A 6,726-nucleotide genomic window follows, 5' to 3' on the forward strand; every position below is an offset into this window, starting at 1 on the left:
GGCCGCCACCGCGGCCACCTCGAAGGAGGCCCTGCAGGCGCTGCAGTCCACCCCGGTCGACGTCGTGCTGCTCGACATGCACCTGCCCGACCGGCACGGGCTCGACGTCATCCGCGCGATGCGGGCGGCCGGTCACCGCGCCGACGTCATCGCGGTGACCTCGGCGCGCGAGCTCGACGTGGTGCGGGCGGCCGTCTCGCTCGGCGTGGTGCAGTACATCCTCAAGCCGTTCGTCTTCGCGACGCTGCGCGACCGGCTCGAGTCCTACCGGGCCTACCGCGACGGGCTGTCGAGCACCGACGAGGTCGCGACCCAGGCCGAGGTCGACGAAGTCCTGGCCGGGGTGCGCCCGACGCGGGCTGCAGCCCTGCCCAAGGGCATGGGGGAGGAGCTGCTCGCCCGGGTCACCCGCGCGCTGCGCGACAGCGGGTCGCTGTCGGCCAGCGAGCTCGCCGAGGCGGTCGGGGTCAGCCGGGTCACCGCGCGCCGCTACGCCGAGTACCTGTGCGACACCAGGCAGGCGGTGCGCAGGCAGCGGTATGCCGGCGCCGGTCGCCCGGAGATCGAGTACCGCTGGGCGGGGTGACCGGGACGCGCGTCGTCCGGAGACGGCGGGCGGGCCCGCCCGGGTCTCCCGGACGGACCCGCCGATCCGGTGCCGTCAGCCGATCTCGGCGAGCCGCGGCGCCACCTTCTCGCCGAAGGCCGCGATGTGGGCGCCGGGGTCGGGGGTGAGCGCACGCAGGTGGATGTGCTCGATGCCCATCCCGGCATACGTCTCGGCCAGCTGCAGGAAGCCGTCGACGTCCTCCAGCGGGTTCGACGGGGGCGCCATCACCGTCTTCTCGATGCTGTCGTAGTCGCGCCCCACCTCCTCGCAGTGCCGGCGCAGGACCTCGAGCTTGTGCGCGGCCTGGTCGGTGTCGGTCACGATGAGGTTGGTGGCGTCGGCGTACTGCGCGACGAGGCGCAGGGTCTTCTTCTCGCCGCTGCCGCCGATGACGATGGGCGGGTGGGGCCGGCTCAGGGTGTGCGGGACGTTGATCGTCTCGGCGAGCTGGTAGTGCTTCCCCTCGAACGGGCCCTCGTCCTCGCTCCACATCTGGCGGATGATCCGCAGCGCCTCCTCCAACCGCTCGAACCGCTCGGCGACGGGCGGGTACGGCACGCCCAGCGCCTTGTGCTCGCGCTCGTACCAGGCGGCGCCGATGCCCATGAAGGCGCGCCCGCCGCTCAGCACGTCGAGGGTGGTCCCGATCTTGGCGAGCAGGCCCGGGTGCCGGTAGGTCACGCCCGTCACGACGGTGCCCAGCCTGACGCGCTCGGTGACCGCGGCGAGGAAGCCCAGGGTCGTGTACGCCTCCAGCATCGGGTCGTGGGCGGTGCGGAAGAACTCCATCTGGAAGTAGTGGTCCATCACGGTGAACCAGGAGGCGCCCACCTCGTCCGCGGCAGCAGCGGCGGAGCGCAGGGCCGGGGCGTACGAGGCGGGTCCGTCGGGCAGGTTGAAGTCGAGGAAGTGGAATCCGAAACGCATGGTTTCAGTCTGCAACTCCTCCCGGCATACGGCTCGTCGGGGGCCTCCGCTCAGCCGTCGAGGGCTTTGAGGAGGGCCACGCAGAAGGAGACCCCGTCGCGGTCGCCGTCCTCGGCCGCCCACCGGGCCTGCATGGCGGTCGCGACGTAGGACCAGGCGAACGCCTCGTCCTCGTCGATGCCCGCGGCCTCGCAGACCACCTCGACGCGGCGTCGCACCAGCCAGCGGAAGGCGGACCCCGTGCCGAGCTCGTCGGCGCGGTTGCGCAGCAGCGGCTGCAGCTCGAACCCGGGGTGCCCGGCCATGGCGTGAGGGTCGATGGCCACCCAGCGGTCGGCCGGGGGCCGCGGGCTGTCGGGCAGGGCGTGCAGGACGTTCTCGTAGTGCAGGTCCGTGTGGACCAGGGTGGCGTCGCACGCGCGGTCCGCAGCCAGGTCGCGGACGCGGCCCTGGACGCGCTCGACCATCCGCCGCGGCAGCACCCCGTCGGTGGTGGCCAGCTTCTGCGACTCGACGCGCGCGAGCTCCGACAGGGGCCGCAGTCCCGGGGGAGCGGGCCGGTGGAGCCGCCGGAGCACCTGGCCCGCCACCTCGCAGGCGCTGTCGACGTCGAGTGCGCGCAGGTCGCGGGCCGGGTCGAGCGCCTCCAGCAGCATCGCCCAGCGCGACGGGTCGGCCTGGACGAGCCGGACCGCGCCACGGCCGTCCCAGTGCCGGAGCGCGAGGGCCTCGTCGCGGCCCTCGACGTGCGGCCACACCAGCTTGAGGGCCAGCCGATCGCCCTCGCGGGACACGGGCAGGACCAGCGACGTCCAGCCCGTGCGCACCGGGCCCGCCGGCTCCAGCGACCAGTCGTCGCACACCCCGGCCAGCAGACGGGGCAGCCCGGCCGCCCACTCGGCCCCGGACGGGCCGCCGACGGCGCCCGCCGGCGCGGTGTGCCGCTGCACGAAGGCCACGAAGTCCGCCGGGACGAGGGTGGCCGCGTCCTCGGTCCTCACCCGTCCGCCCGGGCGGTCACGGCCGCGTGGACGAACGCCACGGCGGCGGCGGTCGCGCGGGCGGGCGCAGGCGTCACGAGAGGCCGGGGAAGGGGGCGAGCGGCACTCCCCAGCGGGAGGCCAGCACCTCGGTCTCGCCCAGCCACCGCACCAGCAGGCCCAGGGCGGCCGTGTCCGTGCCGGCGGTGCCGAGGTCGCGGGCACCGGCGGCGCGCAGCCGGGTCAGCACGTCCACCGCGAGCTTGCGAGCCGCGTCCGGGGTGGTGACGGGGAAGGGCAGGGGGTGCGCGAGGTCCGGCGGCCCGGCGCTGGAGCCGGCCATGGACTCCTGGGCGGCCGCCCGGGCCTGCAGCGCCGACAGGGTGGAGGTGGCGAGGGCGTGCTGCGCCCCCGACGGCGACTGCGCCGCCACGACCTCGAACCCGTACACCGCCGCCCGGGTCGTGGCGAGGAAGGTCGCGGCGAGCGACTGGCCCTTCCACGCCTCGTCCGGCCAGGTCGCCGGGCGGCCGAGGAGGGTCGCCGCTGCCGACCGCTGGGCGAGCAGGGAACCCACCAGCGGCGCGGAGCCCGCCATCACCCGAGACAGGGAGCTGATGGCGGTCGGGCCCAGGTCGCTGGCCTCCGCCGCAGCGAGCTCGGCTGCGGTGGTCCGCCCGCCGCTCGTCGGGGACCCGTTCGTGGCCGACCCGGTCGGGGCCGGGCCGGTGCCGGGGGCGCTCGCGGCCGCTGCCGTGGCGGTGCCCGTCGCCGCGCCCGGGCGTCCCAGCTCCGAGTCGGGGACGCCGAGTCGGAGCAGTTCCGCGCGCAGCACGGTCGCCTGCTGCCGGTGCAGTGCGGCGAGCCTGGCCGGAAGGCCGCTGCCCGCACCCCCGGCAGCGCGGGAGGCGAGGTCCTCGGTGTGGCGCCAGAGGGCCACCATGAACGACTCACCGGGCACGGCCTTACGGGGCGCCGGGCGCGGCCCGGGGGTGCCGTCCCCGAACCGGATCCCGCACGCGGAGAGCGAGAGCGTCGCAGCGGTGGCGAGGCCGAGGCCGAGGGCCTGGCGCCGGGTCGGGTGCACCGGGGCCCCAGCTCGGTCCATCGGCATGACGCGATTCTGGCACGGCCAGGAGGGCGCGCATGCGGCACCACGACGGCGTGGATAGAGTGGCGCTGCACCACCCAGAACTTCAGAGAGGACGAGTCAGTGAGCGTCAAGGACCAGATTCGTCCCGTGGTCGAGGGCCCGCTCGGGGACCTCGGCCTCCTGGTGGAGGACGTCGCCGTCACGCCCACCGGCAAGCGCCGCCTCGTCCGGGTGTGGATCGACCGCGCGCTGTCGACCGAGGGCGACTCCACCGAGGTGGTGCCCCCGCTGAGCCTCGGCGAGGTCTCGGACGCGACCCGCGCGGTGAGCGACGCCCTCGACGACAGTGACGTCATGGGCGAGCAGCCGTACACGCTCGAGGTGACGAGCCCGGGGGTCGACCGCCCCCTCACCCTTCCGCGGCACTTCCGCCGCAACGTCTCCCGCCTGGTCACCGTGACACCCACCGAGGGTGAGCCCGTGACCGGCCGCATCGTCAGCGCCGGACCCGACGAAGTCACCCTCGAGGTCCCGGCGACGAGGAAGACACCGGCCCGGACCACGAGCGTCCGGTATGCCGAGGTGTCCAAGGCGGTGGTCCAGGTGGAGTTCTCGAGGCCTGCGGACTCCGCCGGTGCCGACGGGGACGACGCCGACATCTCCGAGGAGGACTGACATGGACATCGACCTCGCCGCCCTCAGGGCGCTCGAGCGTGAGCGGGACATCTCGCTCGACATCCTGATCCCGGCGATCGAGCAGGCGCTGCTCGTCGCCTACCACCGCACCGACGGCGCGTACCGCAACGCCCGGGTCGAGCTCGACCGCAAGACCGGCCACGTCGTGGTGTGGGCCCGCGAGGAGCTCGAGCAGGAGCCGGTCGCAGAGGGGGAGGAGCGGCCGCCGCGCGAGTACGGCCCCGAGTTCGACGACACCCCGACCGGGTTCGGGCGCATCGCGGCGGCCACGGCCCGCCAGGTCATCGTCCAGCGGCTGCGCGACCTCGAGGACGAGGCGATCCTCGGCGACTTCAAGGGCCGCGAGGGCGACGTCGTCGCGGGCGTCATCCAGCAGAGCCCCGACCCGCGGCACGTCACGGTGGACTTCGGCACGGTCGAGGGCATCCTGCCCCTGGCCGAGCAGGTCCCGGGGGAGCGGTACGTCCACGGCGAGCGCATCCGCTGCTTCGTGGTGTCGGTCCGCCGCGGCCCCAAGGGTCCCCAGATCGGCCTGTCGCGCACCCACCCCAACCTCGTGCGCAAGCTCTTCGCCCTCGAGGTGCCCGAGATCGCCGACGGGTCGGTGGAGATCGCCGCCCTGGCGCGCGAGGCCGGCCACCGCACGAAGATCGCCGTGCACTCCAAGGTCCCGGGCCTCAACGCCAAGGGAGCCTGCATCGGTCCGATGGGCGCCCGCGTGCGCGCGGTCATGACCGAGCTGCACGGGGAGAAGATCGACATCGTCGACTACTCGGACGACCCGAAGACGTTCGTGGCGGCCGCCCTGTCGCCGTCGCGCGTGGAGTCGGTCGAGATCGTCGACCCGCAGCTGCGTTCGGCCCGGGTCGTCGTCCCCGACTACCAGCTCTCGCTCGCCATCGGCAAGGAGGGCCAGAACGCCCGTCTCGCCGCCAAGCTGACCGGCTGGCGGATCGACATCCGTCCTGACACCGCTGCCGCTCCGGCCACTGGTGGGGCCGGCCACGGGTCCGGCGGTGCGGCTCCGAGCCGCTCCGGAGGGCCCCGGAACCCTGCCTCGGGCGGTCCCGCGAGCACGGGTGGCACAGCCTGAGGGCGATTGGGGATAGGATGGTGGGGACCGACCGGACTGGACTCCGGCCTTCGGCAGCACGTTCGACTCCCCGCACCACGCACGGGTCACCGACCCGCACGTGTGTGGGCTGCCGCAGGACGGATAGCTGGTCGGCACTCCTGCGAGTGGTCGCGGAGACGGACGAGGCCGGAGCGATCCGGCTGACCCCCGACCCGCGGCACTGCCTGCCGGGGCGTGGCGCTTGGCTGCACCCGACGGGTGACTGCCTCGAGCAGGCCCTCCGCCGACGGGCGTTCGGGCGTGCGCTGCGTACCAGCGCCGCCCCGGACCCGGCAGCGGTCCGGGCCCACGTCGAGGCCGTGGCCACCGGCCACGAGCAGCACGCGCAGGGGAAGAACCGTCCGTAAGGGAATCGACCATGGCTCTGAACAGAGAGTGGGTTAGACCGCTGATGAGCACCCGATGAGTACTCAGCAATGAGCTCCCCCCAGCAGTAACGACGGTCCGCGCCTGTCACCTGACACACGGACCAGGAACAGGAGAAACGTGGCAAAGGTCCGTGTAAGTGCGCTCGCCAAGGAGCTGGGCACCGACAGCAAGACGCTGATCGCCCACCTCAACAGCATCGGCGAGTACGTCAAGACCGCCAGCTCGACCATCGAGGCGCCCGTCGTCCGCAAGGCGACGGAGACGTTCCCCGACGAGCTGAGGAAGTCCCCGGCCAAGAAGGCCGCTGCGGCCAAGCCGACCCCGGCCCGGCCCGCGCAGCCGGCTCCGGCCGCCCCCCAGGCTCCCGCCGAGGCCGCTCCGTCTGCCCCGGCGGCGCAGTCCACCCCGGCCGCCCCCGCCGCCCCGACCCCCGGCCCGGCGGCCCCGGCCCCCCGGCCCGAGCCGGCGGCGCCCGCCGCCAAGGCAGCCCCGGCTGCCCCCGCTGCCCCGGCAGCACCCGCAGCCCGTTCCGAGGTGTCGCCGGCGCGCGACGGCGGCAAGCCGGGTCCCGGCGTGCCCCCGTCCGCCCGTCCCGGCAGCGCCGGCCCCCGTCCGGGTGCGGCCCCCTCGGGCCCCCGTCCCGGTGGCGCCCCGCGCCCCGGCGCCCCGCGCCCGGGCAACAACCCGTTCGCCCCCTCGCAGGGCATGGGCACCCAGCGCCCGGCCGCCCGCGAGGGTTCGCCGCGCCCGGGCAACAACCCCTTCGCGCCCTCCCAGGGCATGCCCCGGCCGCAGTCGCGGCCCGGCGGCCCGCGCCCGGGTGGTGCGTCCGGCCCCGGTGGGCCGCGTCCCGGTGGGCCGCGCCCGAGCCCGGGCATGATGCCCGACCGCTCCGCGGTCGGCCGTCCCGGTGAGC

At 74.9% G+C, this 6,726-nt stretch carries 8 protein-coding genes; 5 read left to right on the top strand and 3 right to left on the bottom strand.

The features are described from left to right. A partial coding sequence (locus ACFUC1_RS19835; protein ID WP_379122901.1) for a response regulator occupies window positions 1-586 on the top strand: 586 nt, incomplete at its 5' end. A 75-nt stretch (window positions 587-661) separates the two neighbouring features. On the opposite strand, the gene ACFUC1_RS19840 is transcribed toward ACFUC1_RS19835, so the two are convergent. The 3 genes from ACFUC1_RS19840 to ACFUC1_RS19850 form a co-directional block, all read right to left on the bottom strand. Next, on the bottom strand, window positions 662-1,537 hold the full coding sequence (locus tag ACFUC1_RS19840) for an LLM class F420-dependent oxidoreductase (RefSeq protein WP_379122903.1): 876 nt from the start codon (window positions 1,535-1,537) through the stop codon (window positions 662-664). Between the two features lie 50 nt (window positions 1,538-1,587). Then, a complete protein-coding gene (locus ACFUC1_RS19845) occupies window positions 1,588-2,538 on the bottom strand; it encodes an aminoglycoside phosphotransferase family protein (protein ID WP_379122905.1) in 951 nt (316 codons plus the stop codon). 73 nt (window positions 2,539-2,611) lie between these two features. Then, on the bottom strand, window positions 2,612-3,631 hold the full coding sequence (locus ACFUC1_RS19850) for a DUF4439 domain-containing protein (RefSeq protein WP_379122907.1): 1,020 nt from the start codon (window positions 3,629-3,631) through the stop codon (window positions 2,612-2,614). A 99-nt stretch (window positions 3,632-3,730) separates the two neighbouring features. On the opposite strand from ACFUC1_RS19850, the gene rimP reads away from it, so the two are divergent. From rimP to ACFUC1_RS19870, 4 genes are all read left to right on the top strand, one after another. Next, complete coding sequence (gene rimP / locus ACFUC1_RS19855; protein ID WP_379122909.1) at window positions 3,731-4,285, top strand: ribosome maturation factor RimP; 555 nt, start codon at window positions 3,731-3,733, stop codon at window positions 4,283-4,285. Between the two features lies 1 nt (window position 4,286). Then, window positions 4,287-5,399 (top strand): transcription termination factor NusA, encoded by a 1,113-nt coding sequence (gene nusA, locus ACFUC1_RS19860; RefSeq protein ID WP_379122911.1) that lies wholly within the window; start codon window positions 4,287-4,289, stop codon window positions 5,397-5,399. A gap of 104 nt (window positions 5,400-5,503) precedes the next feature. Continuing rightward, window positions 5,504-5,788 (top strand): YlxR family protein, encoded by a 285-nt coding sequence (locus ACFUC1_RS19865; protein WP_379122913.1) that lies wholly within the window; start codon window positions 5,504-5,506, stop codon window positions 5,786-5,788. Window positions 5,789-5,927: 139 nt separating this feature from the next. Then, window positions 5,928-6,726 (top strand): translation initiation factor IF-2 N-terminal domain-containing protein (locus tag ACFUC1_RS19870; protein WP_379122915.1); only part of this gene is annotated, 799 nt, incomplete at its 3' end.

The sequence above is a fragment of the Pedococcus sp. NPDC057267 genome, from assembly GCF_042668795.1.
In the GTDB taxonomy this organism is placed as follows: domain Bacteria; phylum Actinomycetota; class Actinomycetes; order Actinomycetales; family Dermatophilaceae; genus Pedococcus.